Origin of the sequence: Sphingobium sp. 15-1 (assembly GCF_013375535.1) — a bacterium.
GTDB lineage: Bacteria > Pseudomonadota > Alphaproteobacteria > Sphingomonadales > Sphingomonadaceae > Sphingobium > Sphingobium aromaticivastans.
Genome location: NZ_JABXJG010000001.1, coordinates 877,534 through 893,245, shown reverse-complemented (window position 1 = coordinate 893,245; position 15,712 = coordinate 877,534). Strand labels below are relative to the sequence as shown.

The 15,712-nt window shown below is 66.3% G+C and carries 12 protein-coding genes and 2 tRNA genes; 4 read left to right on the top strand and 10 right to left on the bottom strand.

Features of this window, described 5'->3' with window-relative positions; translation table 11 throughout:
• Positions 1-11: 11 nt before the first annotated feature.
• Entirely contained in the window at positions 12-623 is a 612-nt protein-coding gene (locus HUK72_RS04095) for a glutathione S-transferase family protein (protein WP_176595652.1), read from the top strand.
• Between the two features lie 70 nt (positions 624-693).
• Here the strand turns inward: HUK72_RS04095 and trxA are convergent, their stop codons facing one another.
• The 10 genes from trxA to HUK72_RS04045 form a co-directional block, all read right to left on the bottom strand.
• Positions 694-1,014, bottom strand: a complete 321-nt coding sequence (gene trxA / locus HUK72_RS04090; RefSeq protein ID WP_176595651.1) for a thioredoxin TrxA — start codon at positions 1,012-1,014, stop codon at positions 694-696.
• A gap of 29 nt (positions 1,015-1,043) precedes the next feature.
• Positions 1,044-4,487: a double-strand break repair helicase AddA gene (gene addA / locus HUK72_RS04085; protein WP_176595650.1), complete on the bottom strand. Its 3,444-nt coding sequence runs from the start codon at positions 4,485-4,487 to the stop codon at positions 1,044-1,046.
• Entirely contained in the window at positions 4,468-7,443 is a 2,976-nt protein-coding gene (addB, locus tag HUK72_RS04080) for a double-strand break repair protein AddB (protein WP_176595649.1), read from the bottom strand. The genes addA and addB overlap by 20 nt, the downstream gene beginning before the upstream one ends.
• The gene (locus HUK72_RS04075; protein ID WP_176595648.1) at positions 7,436-8,149 is read right to left on the bottom strand and encodes a nucleotidyltransferase family protein; all 714 of its coding nucleotides are present in this window, start codon (positions 8,147-8,149) and stop codon (positions 7,436-7,438) included. Before HUK72_RS04075 ends, addB begins: the two co-directional genes overlap by 8 nt.
• Entirely contained in the window at positions 8,146-9,132 is a 987-nt protein-coding gene (locus HUK72_RS04070) for an aminoglycoside phosphotransferase family protein (protein WP_176597736.1), read from the bottom strand. The genes HUK72_RS04075 and HUK72_RS04070 overlap by 4 nt, the downstream gene beginning before the upstream one ends.
• Positions 9,129-9,587 carry a tRNA (adenosine(37)-N6)-threonylcarbamoyltransferase complex ATPase subunit type 1 TsaE gene (gene tsaE / locus HUK72_RS04065; protein ID WP_176595647.1) on the bottom strand — a complete coding sequence of 153 codons (459 nt, stop codon included), beginning with the start codon at positions 9,585-9,587 and terminating at the stop codon, positions 9,129-9,131. The genes HUK72_RS04070 and tsaE overlap by 4 nt, the downstream gene beginning before the upstream one ends.
• The gene (locus HUK72_RS04060; protein WP_176595646.1) at positions 9,580-11,925 is read right to left on the bottom strand and encodes a PAS domain-containing sensor histidine kinase; all 2,346 of its coding nucleotides are present in this window, start codon (positions 11,923-11,925) and stop codon (positions 9,580-9,582) included. Before HUK72_RS04060 ends, tsaE begins: the two co-directional genes overlap by 8 nt.
• 515 nt (positions 11,926-12,440) lie before the next feature.
• Positions 12,441-12,516 (bottom strand) — tRNA-Ala (locus tag HUK72_RS04055).
• Between the two features lie 196 nt (positions 12,517-12,712).
• Positions 12,713-12,788: transfer RNA gene (locus HUK72_RS04050), tRNA-Ala, on the bottom strand.
• A gap of 87 nt (positions 12,789-12,875) precedes the next feature.
• On the bottom strand, positions 12,876-13,211 hold the full coding sequence (locus HUK72_RS04045; protein WP_176595645.1) for a TIGR02300 family protein: 336 nt from the start codon (positions 13,209-13,211) through the stop codon (positions 12,876-12,878).
• 148 nt (positions 13,212-13,359) lie between these two features.
• Here HUK72_RS04045 and aroA point away from each other — a divergent pair, with 148 nt between their 5' ends.
• The 3 genes from aroA to cmk are packed head-to-tail and all read left to right on the top strand — an operon-like array spanning position 13,360 to position 15,580.
• On the top strand, positions 13,360-14,700 hold the full coding sequence (gene aroA / locus HUK72_RS04040) for a 3-phosphoshikimate 1-carboxyvinyltransferase (RefSeq protein ID WP_336950295.1): 1,341 nt from the start codon (positions 13,360-13,362) through the stop codon (positions 14,698-14,700).
• Entirely contained in the window at positions 14,697-14,948 is a 252-nt protein-coding gene (locus HUK72_RS04035; protein ID WP_176595644.1) for a hypothetical protein, read from the top strand. The genes aroA and HUK72_RS04035 overlap by 4 nt, the downstream gene beginning before the upstream one ends.
• The gene (gene cmk, locus HUK72_RS04030) at positions 14,945-15,580 is read left to right on the top strand and encodes a (d)CMP kinase (protein WP_176595643.1); all 636 of its coding nucleotides are present in this window, start codon (positions 14,945-14,947) and stop codon (positions 15,578-15,580) included. The genes HUK72_RS04035 and cmk overlap by 4 nt, the downstream gene beginning before the upstream one ends.
• Positions 15,581-15,712 lie beyond the last annotated feature (132 nt).

Here is a 15,712-nt window from a genome sequence, read left to right as displayed (position 1 = left end):
GAAGGACGGATATGCTGACGATCTGGGGACGGCTCAACTCGCATAATGTGAAGAAGGTCGCCTGGTTCGCCGGCGAAATCGGCCTTCCCCATGTCCGCCACGATGTCGGCGGCCAGTTCGGCATGAGCGACGCCTATGTGGCGATGAACCCCAACCGGCTGATCCCGACCATCGAGGATGGCGATGTCGTGCTGTGGGAATCCAATGCGATCCTGCGCTATCTGGCGGCTCGCCATGCGCCGGACAGTATGTGGCCGTCCGATCCGGCGGCGCGGGCGCAGGGCGACAAATGGATGGACTGGCAATTCAGCTTTGCCGATGCGCAGCGGGGCGCCTTCGTCAATCTCGTCCGCAGGAAAGCGGAAGATCGGGACGCTGCGGCGGTCGCGGAGTCGGCGCGGCAATCGGGAGAGGCCATGCAGTTACTCGACCGCGCTTTGGCCGGGCAGCCCTGGCTGTCGGGCCAAAGCTTCGGCGTCGCGGACGTGCCGATGGGCGTCTATGCTCACAGCTTCTTCACGCTGGCGATTGAGCGGCCCGACGTGCCGCATGTGCGCGCCTGGTATGACAGGCTGCGCGAACGGCCGGCTTATGCCGAGACGGTCATGATCCCGCTGACTTAAGACTAAGTGCTCCTGCGAAGGCAGGAGCACTTTATGGGAAAGGCCATGACGGGCCTTTCCCGACACGGCATCAGAGAACGCTTTCGATCCAGCCCTTGAGCGCGCTCTTGGGCGCCGCGCCGACCTTGGTCGCGGCGGCTTCGCCATTTTTGAAGAGGATCATCGTCGGGATGCCGCGCACGCCATATTTGCCGGGCGCGTCGGGATTTTCGTCGATATTGATCTTCGCGATGACGACCTTGTCAGCCAGTTCGTCGGAAATCTCTTCCAAAGCCGGGCCGATCATCTTGCACGGGCCGCACCATTCCGCCCAGAAATCGACAAGCACGGGCTTGTCCGCATCGATGACGTCCTGCTGGAAGCTGAGGTCGGTGACTGCCTTGGTAGCCATTTTGGGTATCTCCTTCGGTTGGCAGCTATTTAGGACGGTGTCGCATCCGTCTCAACGGTCGGAAGCGGCAAATTCTCCTGCGCGGATGGAAAGCCCGGCTTGTGCCGCGCCAGCAGCTCCGGCGGCAGGGTAATCAGCCGGGGAGCCGCGGTGTAGAGCAGCCCCGCCTCGATCCGGCGGCCGGGGAAGATCACCTGCAAGGCGGCGGCATAAGCGGCCATCTGCCGGACATGGGCCAGCGGGACCTCCTCCACGGCGAGCGGCGATATGCGCCCGGTCTTGAAATCGGCCAGTTGCACCAGCTCGTCCCCGATGCGCAGCCGGTCGACGGTTCCAGCGATCACCGCTTCCCCCACGACGGCGGCGATGGGCGCCTCCGCCAGCGCATCCGGCCCGAAAAGCGTGGCGAATTGCGGGTCTTCGATCACGCGTAGCGCCTGTTCGATGACGTCATGCCGCCGCGCCGCATCGCCAAGCCCCTGCTGCGCCAGCCAATTGTCGGCGCGAGCGCGGCGGCTGTCAGGCGGCACATCGGCCAGCCGCTCGAACAGCCGGTGCAGCCAGCGGCCGCGCTCAGCCGCATCCCGCATCGCCGGGGTCGGCGGCGGATAAGGCACATCGTCCTCCACCGCTGCCGAAGGCGCCAGAGGGCGCGGCGGCCGGGCTTCAACAGGCGCGGGCTTGCGAAGCCAGGTAGGCTCCCCATGAACCGTTCCGCTTTCCGCAACAGCGGATTCCGCTGCTTTGGGAGGAAGAATCTCCCTCCCTCGCCAACTGCGGCGCGCACCCCAGAACGGATCGGCCTCCCATTCCGCCTCCAGCGAGACCAGCGCGCCCTCGACGGCGGCATACCAGCTCTCGGGCTTGACCTCCCCCCTGGCCCGGGGGCCAAGCGAGCCGGTCACGACCAGCCGTTCCTCCGCCCGCGTCAGCGCGACATAGAGCAGCCGCCAATGTTCGGCCCGTTCGACGGCGCTCGCTTCCTCCGCCACCCGGCCTATTTCGCCCTGCCGTTCCGCCTTGCGCGGCGCGATGATGGGCAGGCCATTCCACTCCAGCGAATCCGCGCGATTGCCCGCATCCGGATCGAGGCAGGCATCGGCCAGGATGACGATGGGCGCCTGCAAGCCCTTGGCGCCATGCACTGTCAGCAAGCGAAGCATATCCCCCTGAGCGGCGGCATCCCGCACGATCTCCACCTCGCCCCGGTCGAACCAGTCGATGAAGCGCTGGAGCGAGGGATAATCGTCATTCTCGAAGGCGAGCGCGGCGTTCAGCAATTCCTCGATCGGATCGACCGCTTCGGACCCGAGACGCTCGATCAGCCGGCGACGGCCATCCATCTGGCCGGACAGGATCGCCTCCAGATAGCGATAGGGAGTGGTGAAGTCGGCCTGCCCCAGCAGCCCCCGCAAAGGCTCCAGCAGCGCGGCGTCCAGCGTCTGCGTCAGATGCTGCCACAGCCCGACGCGGCGGCCGATGAGGCGGTTCATCAGCTCGTCCTGCGTCCAGCCGATCAGCGGCGACACCAGCAAAGCGGCCAGGTTCAGATCATCCTCCGGCTGCACGGCGAAACGCAACGCTGCCAGTAGATCGCGCACTGCCAGCGGCGCGTTCAACCGCAGGCGGTCGATGCCCGCTACAGCCACCTTCTCCTCATAAAGCCGCGCCACGATCAGCCGCGCCAGTTCGCTACGGCGGCGGACCAGGATCATGATGTCGCCCGCCGTCACCGGGCGGCCCCGGCTCTCCAGCATCAGCCCGTCATCGATCCACTGCCTGATTTGGCGCGCAATGGTCTGCGCCAGCACCCGTTCCTGATCGGCGGCCCAATCCTCCTCCCCCTCGGCATCGTCGGACAGGCCCGCGATCACCGGTTTCCACAGCAGCACTTCGCCGGGAAAGCGGTTCGCGCTGACATGCCGGACTTCGCCCGCATCCAGCCCGAAGCGCTCAGCGCTCAGCGTCGCTATGGTGCGGTCGACCACATCCAGCACGGCGGGGGTAGACCGGAAGCTGTGCTGGAGCGAAAGGTCGTGAAAAATATGGCTCGCATCCTCCGCATGGCGTTGGAAGACGATCTGCGCGGCGCGGAAAGCTTCGGGGCTGGTGCCCTGAAATCCAAAGATGGCCTGCTTGAAATCGCCCACGGTGAAGATGGTGCGGACCCTGTCGCCCTTTGCTCCCTCGCCCGCGAAAAATTCCGCCGCCAGCGCGCCGACGATCTGCCACTGGTCGACATTGGTGTCCTGCGCCTCATCGACCAAAATATGGTCGATGCGCTGATCGAGCTTATAGCGTATCCAGTCGGCAATGCCGGGCTGGGACAGGAGTTGCGCGGTGTTGGCGATCAGATCGTTGAAATCGACCGCCCCCGCCAACTGCTTCGCCTCCGCATAGGCGCGCGCGTAGATGCGACCGGCATGCAGCGCCTTGGCCAGCAGCGCGGCATAGGCGGCGCGGAGCCGAAGCCCCAGCAATTCGGCGCAGCGCCCATGCATGCGCGCAATCGCCTCGCCATAGCCGTCGACCTGCGGCGCCCAACCCTTGCCGGTCGAGATCAGCTCACCGTCGGCCTTGGCCCAGACGGCGTGGAGATCGGCCAGCGTAGCGGCCCGCTCCGCCGGATCGAGGTTCCGCCAGCGCGCAATCCGGTCGCAGCGCTCCAGCGCCCGTCCGGTACCCCAATCCGCATTGGCCTGCGCGATCCAGATGAGCGTACGCATGTCGAACAGATCGTCCGCGCACTGCTCCGCGATATGCGCGTCAATGTCGCCCTCGGGCAGCCCCATTTCCCGCATCAGCCAGGGCGCAATATCCTCCGGCAGAGCCTCCAGCGCATCCAGCCGGGCGGCGCAGCGCAGCAGGAAATTCTCCGCGCCGCTCTCCCCCATGCGCAGGCTGAGTGCCTGCAAGGCCTCGATCAGCACGTCGTCGCCCTGTTCCTGCGCGACCACCACCATGTCGGCCAGCGTCTGGCGCGCCAGCACCGCCTGCTCCCGCTGGTCGAGCGGCCGGAAGCCGGGCGGCAGGTCAGCCTCCAGCGGAAAGGCCGTCAGCAATTGCTGGCAGAAGCCGTGAATGGTCTGGATGCGCAGGCCGCCGCCGGTCGATTCCAGCACCTCGGCAAAAAGGCGGCGGGCGACGTCCTGCATCTCCTGCCCATGATCCTCGCCAAGCGCCATCAGGTCGGCGGCAAGGGCGGGGCCGCTCATCTGCACCCAGGCGGCGAGCCGGTCGTGGACGCGATCCGCCATTTCCGCCGCGCCCGCCTTGGTGAAGGTGAGGCAGAGGATATTTTCCGGCCGCACCCCCTGGAGCAGCAGGCGGAAGACGCGCGCGGTCAGCACATGGGTCTTGCCCGTGCCCGCCGATGCCGACAGCCACACATGGGCGTCGGGCGCGGCCGCCTGCGCCTGGGCGCCGGCCAGCGGTTGCAGGGCCTTCGCCTTTTCAGCCATCGTCGCGGCCATACCATTCCTCCAGCCGCATGAGCTGGTCATAATCCCCATAATTGGCGACTTCCGGGTTCACCTGCGCATCGAAGGGCGCCCCGCCGGTAAGCCACGCCCCAGCAATATCCTCGAACTGGGCGTGGACCAGGGAGGTGAAGTCGGCGGTGATGATCTTGTCCCGCTTGCCCAGGGCGTCGACCGGGCTTTCGCGATAGCCGAAGGCGTCGCCCTTTTTGGCGAGCGACCAATATTCGAAGCCGCCCGCCACCGGACCTGCATCCGTACCGGGAAAGCCGTCATGCTCCGCGATCAGGCCTAGCAGGCCGAGCTGGAGCGCATAGCCCGCCTTGACCTGCCGCGCGCTGGGGGGCTTGCCGGTCTTATAATCGACGATGCCGAGCTTCCCGTCCGGCAACAGGTCGATGCGGTCGGCCTTGCCGGTCAACGTCACCCCCGCGATCTCCGCCCGGCCTTCGATCTCGACCGAGAGGATCTTGCGGCCCGCGGCAAGATCGCTCGCCACCTCCGCGGCAATCCAGCGGATCGCTTCGATCAGACGCGGCTGCCAGAGCGCTTTCAGCAGGGGGTGGACGTCCGGCCGGTCAAACATTGCCCGCGCCCGGGCTTCCAGATCGGCCAGGTCGCTACTGCCTCCCTCTGCCCATTGCTGGAGGATTTCATGCACCGCCGTGCCGCGCCAGGCCGGCCCGGCGTCGGCATCCACCGGATCAAGCCGGGCGAGGCGCAGGATGCGCTTGGCGTAGAAGGCATAAGGGTCGGCCTTCAACCGGTCGACATCGGTGACGGGAATGACCTTCGGCCGCACCGACAGCGGCGGCACAGGAGCGGGTCGGCTGGCGGGCCTATGATCCGCCGCATGATCGATCGCCTGCGCCAGCACAGCATAGCGGTCAGCGCTTTTCCATTGCGGCCCCGCCATAGCCTTAAGCCGCAGCCAGAAGCGCGAGGCGACCGCCGGACCACCCGATCCCCGCCTGGCGCGGGTAATGAGGATTTGCGGCGCGCCCAGAGCACTGGCGAAATCATGAGCGGCAAGGCCGATGCGGCTTTCCAGCCCTGGAAGGCCGATCTCCCGCCGGATGCGCGGGGCCAGCCAGGGATCGGGCGCGGGCAGGCCCGGCCAGGTGCCCTCGTTGAGCCCGCCCAGGATCATGAGGTCGGTCTGCACCAGCCGCGCTTCGATCAGACCCAGGATGCTGATGCGCGGATGCCCGCCCTGCGGCGGACGGACCGACACGCCGCCCAGAAGATGGTCGAACAACGCAGGCAATGCGCGTATGTCGGCCTGACGCGGCCCCTCGCTGGCGGCTTCCTCCATCTCTGCGAAGAGGTCGGCGGCGGCATGCCCCTGATGCCCGGCCCAGACCGCATCGTGCGACAGCCGTCCGGCATGTTCGCGAATGGCGGCCAACTGTCCCGCGAGGTCGGGAGCTGCCAGAAAGGCCTGCTCCAGCGGCTCCAGCAGGACGCGGGCCTCCGCCCACCACTGCCGCGTGCGGGCGCGAAGGATGCGCTGCCGGTCTTCGCCCTCGCGCTCGGCAAGCAGCAGGTCGAGTCCAACGATCCCAGCCTGCGGCCGTGGCCCGCGCAGCAGCAGGTCGAGCCCGCGCACGCCCTCCAGCCAGCCAAGCCTTTCGTCCCCGCGCATGACCAGCGGATGCTTGAGCAGCGTCAGCAGCGCAACCGGCGCGAACCGCTCTGCCAGAGCCTCCGCCATGGCGATCAGCAAGGTTCCGGGCGGCAGGCGCGACAGCGGTTGCCCTGCGGAATCGTCCGCCTCTATGCCCCAGCGCCGCAGATGCGCGGACACGCGGGTCGCCAATTGCCGGTCGGGCGTCACCAGCGCGGCGGTGCGGCCCGGCGTCTCGACCGCTTCGCGCAGGGCGATGGCGATGGCCTGTGCCTCCTCGCCCGGCGTCGCGACCTCCAGCGCCTCCACCCCCGCGAGCGAACGGTCGGCGGTCTTGAGGTCGCGCCAGCGGCTGGTCAGACGCGGCGGCAGCATGGCGTTGGAGATATTCCGCCCCCTGACGGCGCGGGCGTCATGCTCGCTGCCCCAGCGCCAGAGCGCCACATCGTCCCGCGTCGCGCTCATGCGGTCGAGCAGGCGCTTCAAGGCATATTGGGGATGGGTTTCGTGCCCGGCGGGGGCGCGGCCGGTCAGCGGATCGGCATCGAAGGGACCGATGGCGTCCCAGGATTCCTCGTCCATCTCCTGATCCAGACCGGCAAAGACGACAGCGCCCTTGGGCAGCACCGCGATCCGCCGGAGCAGCATGGCGACCGCCGGAGCCGTGGTGGACATGCCCGCAGCAAGAACGAATCCCTCGGGCGGCGCCTTCGCCCAACGCGCCGCCACGCGATCCAGCAGCCGGTTGCGACGATCCGCCAGATCGATGCAACCAAGCCGCGCCAGTTCCTCCGGCCATTGCGCCAGCAATATGCCGAACAGCTTCAGCGATGTCTGCCAATGCTGCGACAGCTCGTCCGACAAGCTGAGGTCGGCCAGCGCGCTGACCGACAGCCGCTCCACCTGCATCTGGTCGAGCACCGCGCCAAGCGCCTGGGCAAGCTTCAACGCCTGCCCCGCGTCGACCGGGTGCGCCGAAGCCTGCTGCACCATCCGCGCCAGGATCATCTGGCGGCGCATCGGCGCTATGGCGGGCGGCACCGGATCATCCTCGCCCAATGGATCGAGCGCGCCGCCCACCTGCTCGCCCAGATCGGGATCGCCCAATGCGACAAGGCGCGGCAAGAGCAATCCGCCGCCCGACTTCCGCACGAAAGCGTCGCTGACCGACCGGATGGCGCGATTATTGGGCAGCAGGATCATGCCCTGCGCCAGCCGCATCGGATTGTCGCCATGCCGGGCGAGGATGCCCGCTACCAGCGCGTCGGAGAAAGCGCGGTGCGCCGGAATGTTGAACAGGGCCGGGCGGGTGCGATCACCCATGGGCCAGCATCGACTCCACGACCGGAATGGCCTGCGGCGTGCCGACGTCGAACCACAGCCCCTGGTGCGAAACGCCATAGAGGCGCCCCGCCTCTATCGCCCGGTTCCAGAAGATATTGGTGGAGAAGACCTCCGACGGCGGATCGGCCAGCAAAGTGGGCGACATGATCTGGACCCCGGTGAAGACGAAGGGCGCGACATGGGACGCCTTCCGCCGCGTCAGCCGACCGTTCGCGTCCATGTGGAAATCGCCCGGCCCCCGGTGGCAATTGGCGCGGGCCAGCGGCACCAGCAGCAACAGCGCGTCCATCCGCTCCGGGTTCCAGATCTTCCGCATCATGCCCAGCGTTTCCTGCGGCCCGTCGATCCACAGATTGTCGCTGTTGGCGCAGAAAAAGGGCGCGTCGCCCAACTGATCCTTGGCATGGATCAACCCGCCGCCCGTTTCCAGCAGCTTCCTGCGCTCATCGGAAATGGCGACTTGCATGACGCCATTGCAGTGCGCCTGAAGATGCGCCTCGACCGTATCGGCCAGATAATGGACATTGACCACTACCTTCCGGATGCCGCCCGCCGCCAGCCGGTCCAGCGCATGATCCATCAGCGGCTTGCCCGCCACCTTGACCAACGGCTTGGGACGGGTCGCGGTCAGCGGGCGCATGCGCTTGCCCAGTCCGGCGGCCATCAGCATCGCGGTGTCGATCATGCGGAGGCGAAATCCTCTAAGGCGCGATGGCGCTTTTCGGCGGGGATGTTGGCCGCAAACCACGCCGCCACGGGGGCCAGCGCGGGATGGGCGAGGTCGCGTTCCAGCAAGTCCCACATGCGCGGCAGATAGGACAGATAGCGCGGCTTGCCGTCGCGCTTCCACAGGCGGGTGAAGATGCCGATGATCTTCGCGTTGCGCTGCGCCCCCAGCACGGCATAAGCGGCGTCGAAATCGGCCGGGGGATTGGCGATAGCGCGATAATGGTCGAGCATCGCCGCCTCCAGCGCGGGCGGCACGTCGCGCCGCGCATCCTGGAGCAATGAGACGAGATCATAGGCCGGATGCCCGGCCAGCGCGTCCTGGAAATCGAGCAGGCCCAGCCCATGCGACGCCGCCCGATCGATCAGCATGATATTTTCCGCATGATAATCGCGCAGCACCGTGACGACCGGGCTGGCCGATCGCTCGACCAGCGGCAGCACGGCGTCCCATGCCGCGACATAACCCGCCTCATCCACCGGCAGGCCGATGGCGGGACAATACCATTCTGTCAGCAATCCCGCTTCCCGCTGATAGACGGCGCGGTCATAGGGCGGCACCTCGGCGGCGGGCAGGCAATGCAGCGCCGCCAGCAGGTCAACGGCGCGGCGATACACATCCCCTTCGGCGTCCGGCACGTCCTCGACATGCTCCTTGACGCGCAGGTCACCGAAATCTTCGATCAGGACGAGTCCTTCTTCCAGATCGCGCGCCAATATTCGCGGCGCGGCAAAACCGTTCGCCGTCAGATGCTCGGCAATGGCGATGAAAGGGCGCGGGTCCTCATGCGGCGGCGGCGCATCCATCAGCACCGCCCGGCGGGCACCGTCGATCACCCGGAAATAGCGGCGGAAGGACGCATCCCCGGCCAGCGGCACGATGGCGGCATGCCCCCACCCCGCTTGCGCGAGAAAAGCGGGAGCGGCGACGGGCGGGATCATATCTGTGACCATCGCTCCGTCCAAGCGCCCGGCACGTCCGCTGTCAAGCGCCGAGCGCCGTCGGGTTCGATGGTGATGTGGAACCGCAGCGCGTCAGGCCATGCCTCCTCGCCCAGCCGATCGGGCCATTCGACGATCAGCAGGCTGTCCGTCAGATATTCGTCCAGCGCCAGTTCCTCCGCCTCTTCTGGCCCATCGAGCCGGTAAAGGTCGACATGAGCGACGGGCAGGCGGACTTCCGGAATTTCATAGGGCTGGACGATGGCGAAGCTGGGGCTCGGCGCTTCCCCCTCCAGCCCCAATCCCTCTAATATGCCCCGAGCGAGCGTCGTCTTGCCCGCGCCCAGCTCACCTTCCAGCGCGATCACGTCACCGATGCGGACAAGGGCCGCCAGACGATGCCCGAGCGCCAGCATCTCGACCTCTCCGGCCAGGACGATCTCACCCTCAGCCACGGGGCAGCTCGATCACGACCATGGTGCCCTGTCCCGGTTCCGACACCAGTTGCAGCGTCCCGCCATGCGCCTGCGCCAATTGCCGGGCGAGCGGCAGGCCGATCCCCGCCTTGCCGCCATTGCGCGCCTGTTCGGTCCGGGAGGAGGCATCGAAGATCGTCGCCTGCCGCTTGGCGCTGATGCCCGGCCCATTGTCCGAGACGACAAGACGCGCATTGTCCGCCGTCCCGTCACCATGCAGCAGCACCCGGCCGCCCCGGCTGCAATAGCGCACCGCATTTTCCAGCAGATGATCCAGCGCTTGGCCGATCCGGCGCTTGTCACCCTGCACAATGCCCAGGCTGGACTGGAGCGACATGGCAAGGTCGATCCCCTTGGCAGTGGCGTCGCCCTTGATCCGCGCCACGGCGTCGCGCGCCTCCACCGCGAGGTCGACTGGCGCCTTTTCGATGGGCAGCATGCCCGCCTCGCCCTGCGTCAGATCCAGCACATTGTCGATCAGCATGGAAAGCCGGTTGGTGCTCTGCAATATGCCGTCGACATATTCCTTGGCGGAGGCGCTCATCTCCCCCGCATAGCCCGCGCTCATCATCTCCGCGAAACCGGCGATGGTGGTAAGCGGGGTGCGCAACTCGTAGCTCATATTGGTGACGAAGGCGGTCTTCACCTTGTCCGCCTGCTCCAGCGCGTCGTTGCGGTCACGCAGCACCTGCTCCACGCGGCGGCTGTCGGTGACGTCGAGCATGGTGAACAACGCATTGCCGTCCGGCAGCGGAATGGCGGCGAATTCGAAGATGCGCCCGTCCGCGAAGCCGACATGGCCGACGCGCTGCTTGCGCTCCACCGTGGCGGCGCGCACCAGTTCACGGACGAGATTCGCCTGCTGCGGCTTGGCAAGGCGCGTCTGAACCGCCCGCATCAGTTCATCGATGCGCGGATGCTTGGCCAGCAAGTCTTCCGACACGTCCCAGATCGACCGGAACCGGCTGTTCCAGAGGTGCAGGCGCCCGTCGGAGGAAAAGACGCCGATCGATTCGAACAGATTGTCGAACGTCGCCGTGCGGACGCGGAGCAGCGTGTCGCGCGCACTCGACAATTGCACCTGCTCAGTCCGATCCTCGAAGATCAGCAGCAGCCCGCCATCGGGCAGCGGCTGGGCATAGACGCGCAAATGCGTGCCGTCGGCCAGCAGCCAATTCTCCTCACGCGGATCGGGCGAAAGAAACCAGTCGCGCCTTTCCGCCCGCCATGCCGGGAAATCGCGATTCTCGGGCAAGCGCCGCGCCTCCCGCATCTGGTCCAACACCCGTTCGAACAGCGGATTGTCGGCCAGCCGCTCCTGATCCAGCCCGAACAGGCTCATGAAGGGCTGGTTCCAAAAGCGCAGCGCCCGGTCCGATCCGAAGCGCGCCACGCCCGCGGACAGGCGGTCCAGCAGGTCGCGCTGCGCCGCCTCCAGCCGCCGATGTTCGACGCGGGCCTGCTCCAGATCATTCTGGTCCATCGCGAAACCTGCCACGCCCGCCGCACCGAGCGGAACGTCGACGACACGCATGGTCCGCCTTTCGCCGTCGATCGTCGCGGGAACCATGCGCTCGACGGGTGCGCCGTCCGCAAGCGTCTGGGCGGCGGCGGCCTGCGGCGTGAGGCCGCCGACCGTCTCGACCAGTTCGGTGCCATGGGCAATGACTTCGCGGGCGCTCTCGCCGTCCACCGCGCGGACATAAGCCGTGTTGACGAGGCTCAGCCGCATGTCGGCCGTGCGATGCCACATTGGAAAGGGCGCAGCCTCCACCAGCCCCGCCAGCGCCTCCAGCGCCTCGCGAAGCTGATCGACCTTGCCCTTCAGCGTCTGGATTTCCGACTGGCTGTCGGTCGCGTCGAAAATCCAGAGCACGACGCTGCCGCTTTCCGCCAGCACCGGCCCGGCCGGCGCGCCCCGCACCAGCAACAGCCGCGACGAATCGACGCCCCGCACCGGCAGCGCGAAGCTGCGGCCTGCACGCTGGGCGGCGGCGATTTCCTGCGCCAGCGCGGCGGCGTCATCCGCTTCCAGGCCGCCGTCGGGCGCAGTCAGTTCGGAGAGGAAGGCCGGCACCCTCTCCTTGCCCAGCCATTTGGCCAGGCGATCGGCCGCTTCCAGCCTGCCGTCGGGATGCACGACAATGGGCGCGGCCGGCGCGGAAGCGAGCAGAACCGACAACCGATCCAGCTTTCCCTGGGCCTGCATGCCTTCGCGACGCCGCCGCTGGCCGCTCGACAGCGCCCAGATCGCCGCGCCAAGCCATGCGGCCAGCACGACGCCGAGAATCACGGCGGCAAGGGGGGTCAACGTCATTACGCCCTACTTCACCCTCATCGCGAAATATCTGCCCCCATCCATGATCCTGAGGGGGACTAACCCAAGTGGGATGCAGCGTGAAGCGCTGAGATGGAAAGAATTGGTGCGGGGTGACGAAATCATGCTCGGATGTGGGGGAGGCATCGGTGGTTGGAATTGCGAAAATCCGGATAAAATGGGTGGTTTCTTGCCATTCCCCTATTCGTCACCCTGAACTTGTTTCAGGGTCCATTCCTCCGGATTGAGCCTTGGTTCGTGGGGAGAAATGGATGCTGAAACAAGTTCAGCATGACGAATGAGGGATAGGCCAGCTTACGTCCCCTATTGGCCAATTCTGGATGCCCCCCGCATCGCATCAGGGCCGGTTCTTCGATAATCCAGCCAAGCTATGAGGACTCATGCTCTTTAGTCAGAGCAAATCCATGACGACCTGATAGACATCTCAAGGCCCGTCACTCTCGCTTTGAAGTTCGCGGAAAACATGCTTCCGACCATCATCCTGTCCGGAAATTTGGTGGAGCCTAGCGGGATCGAACCGCTGACCTCCTGCATGCCATGCAGGCGCTCTCCCAGCTGAGCTAAGGCCCCATCGTTGCGCGACATCATAGCGCATCCCAATGGATCAGGCCATGTCCGGCATGACGCCGTCGGCCTATGTCTGGACGTCCCTTGCCCAATCATCAGCAGCGTTGATCGAGGTCATTTGCAACCTCGCCACACCCTTCGCTGGCGCTCGGGCGTTTTTCGGGAAAATGCCCCCGGACATTTTCATTTCCCGAAAAACTGGTGGAGCCTAGCGGGATCGAACCGCTGACCTCCTGCATGCCATGCAGGCGCTCTCCCAGCTGAGCTAAGGCCCCGTTTCCAGTGTCGGCGCCGTTGGGGCGGCGCCTCGGAGGTCGCTGCCATTAGGTGGCGGCTTCCTCCTTGGCAAGCACAAAATTCAATTAATTGTCGTCGTCGCCATCGTCGCCGCCAGCGTCGACGCCCAGATCGTCGTCACCGCCCAGATCGACGTCGTTATCCGGCGAATCGCCGTCATCATCCACGTCCAGATCCAGGTCCAAATCGTCATCGGCCGTTTCACGTTCACCGTCAGCGGTTTCGATGACCTTCTTGGGCGCTTCCTCATAGGGCAGCGGCTGCTTCGACTTCAGCACCGGCTCCGGCTCCCATGCCGTTCCGCAGTTGATGCAGGTGACCGGGTCATCCTTGCCCAGGTCGTAGAAGCGCGTGGCGCATTTCGGGCAGGTACGCTTCGTGCCCCATTCAGCCTTGACCATGTCCGGCCTTGTCCTTCTTGCGAGTGCTCAAAACAGAGATTACGCGGCACGACAGGGGTCGCCCGCGAAGAGACGGCGCCTTGCCATAGCGAAACCGCGCTGTCAAAAGCCGGGCGCATTTTTTCAAGTTTTGCAGACGGATTGACCCGTGACCGCTTCTTCCGACCAACCGACCCCCATGACTTTCCATGCCGCTCCGGCCCTTTCCGGCTCCATCACCGTGCCGGGCGACAAGAGCATTTCACACCGCTCGCTGATGCTGTCCGCGCTAGCCGTGGGCGAAAGCCGCGTGGAAGGTCTGCTGGAGGGGGAGGACGTCCTCTCCACCGCCGCCGCCATGCGGGCGATGGGCGCGGAGATCAGCAAGGATGAAGACGGCATCTGGCATATCCATGGCGTCGGCGTCGGCAGCCTGCTTCAACCGACAAGCGCGCTCGACATGGGCAATAGCGGCACCTCGACCCGTCTGCTCATGGGCCTGGTCGCCAGCCATGCGATCACCGCGACCTTCGTGGGCGACGCTAGCTTAAGCAAGCGCCCCATGGCCCGGGTCACCGAACCGCTCTCCCGCATGGGGGCCAGCTTCACCACCAGCCCCGGCGACCGCCTGCCGCTCACCATGCGCGGCGCCTGTCCCGCCGTGCCGCTCGACTATCGCCTTCCCGTCGCATCGGCGCAGGTCAAGTCGGCAATCCTGCTCGCGGGCCTCAATGCCCCCGGCATCACCCGGATCGTCGAGCCCATCCCCACCCGCGACCATAGCGAACGCATGCTCAAGGGCTTCGGCGCCGACCTCAATGTGGAAGTCGAAGCCGATGGCACCCGCATCATCACGCTGAAGGGCGAAGCCGAACTGCGCCCCCAGTCGATCACCGTCCCCGGCGACCCCTCCTCCGCCGCTTTCCCGATGGTCGCGGCGCTGCTGGTGCCGGGTTCGAAGGTGACGATCGCCAATGTCGGCCTCAACGACACCCGCGCAGGCCTGATCGATCTGCTGCGTGAAATGGGCGGTGACATCGGCATCGAAAATCCCCGCGAAGTCGGCGGCGAGCCGGTGGGCGATCTCGTCATCACCGCCTCGGCCCTCAAGGGCGTCGAGCCGGACCCGGCCCGCGCTCCATCGATGATCGACGAATATCCCGTCGCCTTCATCGCCGCCGCCTTTGCCGAAGGGCGCAGCACCTTCCGCGGCCTGGAAGAACTGCGCGTCAAGGAATCGGACCGTATCGCCACCATGGCCGCCGGCCTGCGCGCCGTCGGCGTCACCGTCGAGGAACTGGAGGACGGCATTATCATCGAGGGCAGCGGCGGCGCGCTGCTGCCCGGCGGCGGCCCCATCGCCACCAAGCTCGACCACCGCATCGCCATGAGCTTCGCCATCGCCGGCCTCGTGTCGAAAAATGGCGTCACCATAGACGACATGCGCCCAGTCGCGACCAGCTTCCCCGGCTTCACCGGCCTGTTGCAGACGCTCGGCGCATTGGCGTGAGTTTCGACCTTGCCGAAGTCATAGGCCTGATCGGCAGCGGCCTGATGGTCATTGCCTATGCCTATAGCAACATGGCGAAGCTGCTGAACTTCACCTTCTTCAACCTGCTGAATCTGGTCGGCTCGCTGCTGCTGATCTATTCGCTCATGGTCCATTTCAACGTCGCGTCGATGGCGCTGGAAGTCGTCTGGGCGTTCATCGCCCTCATCGGACTCGCCAAGGCGCTGCGGAAAGGCAAAGCATCATGATCATCGCCGTCGACGGCCCCGCCGCCTCGGGCAAGGGCACCATCGCCAAGGCCCTCGGCCGCCATTACGGCCTGCCCGTCCTCGACACCGGCCTGCTCTATCGCGCGGTGGGCCTTGCCGTGCTCAAGACCGGCGGCGATCCGGATCATGAAGCCGATGCTCTTGCCGCCTGCGCCTTCCGTGACGGCGTCCTTGCCGATCCGGCGCTGCGCAGCGAAGCGGTCGGCTCCCTCGCGTCCCGCGTTTCCATCCATCAAAGCGTCCGCCAGGCGCTGGTGAAACGACAGCGCGACTTCGCCACCCAGCCCGGCGGCGCAATCCTCGATGGCCGCGACATCGCCACGGTCATCGCGCCCGACGCCAACGCCAAGATCTTCGTCACCGCCAGCGTCCATGTCCGCGCGCAACGCCGCTATGACGACGCCCTGTCGCATGGCGGCCGCCCCGACATGGACAGCCTGATCGCGGACATTCAGGCCCGCGACACCCGCGACATGAGCCGTGACCATGCTCCGCTGCGCATGGCCGATGGAGCGGACTTGCTCGATACCAGCAATTTGACTATAGACGCCGCCGTCCAGCAGGCCATTGCACTGGTGGACGCCCAGTTGGAACGTCGGCGCAAGGCCTGACGCGATGCCGGGTGCCGGGGATTCCCAGGCGCCCTTTTCGCTTATCTACGGGGCGTCGACTCGTCAGGGCCGAACGGATGTTTGCGCGGCAATCCGGCCGCGTGGACGGTTTGGCCTGAAAGACCACCGGAT